The organism is Pseudomonas persica (assembly GCF_900291015.1).
Classification (GTDB): domain Bacteria; phylum Pseudomonadota; class Gammaproteobacteria; order Pseudomonadales; family Pseudomonadaceae; genus Aquipseudomonas.
In genome coordinates this window covers 1-237 of the sequence record NZ_OLKL01000370.1, presented here as the reverse complement: position 1 = coordinate 237, position 237 = coordinate 1, and the positions used below count along the sequence as shown (strand labels likewise).

Genomic DNA, 237 nt, shown 5'->3' with positions numbered 1-237 from the left:
ACCTGGTCATGCCCTCGCAGGTGCGCCAACACTTTCTCCAGCACCAGCACATCCAGCCGCGGCATCCAGCCGAAGCGCTCCAGCCAAGGCAGGAAGCGGCCCGCCGGCAAGGCCTCGCCGTGGCCATCGCGCAAACGCGAAATAACTTTGTGGTGCAGTACCCGTTGCGAGGAAGCGCACTCCATCACTGGCTGGAAGAACAGCTCGAAATGCCCATTGATGAACGCTTGGTCGAGC

General features: G+C 62.0%; 1 protein-coding gene. It reads right to left on the bottom strand.

The window, feature by feature from the left end:
- A partial coding sequence (locus tag FQ664_RS26930; protein ID WP_144176007.1) for an EAL domain-containing protein occupies positions 1 to 237 on the bottom strand: 237 nt, incomplete at both ends.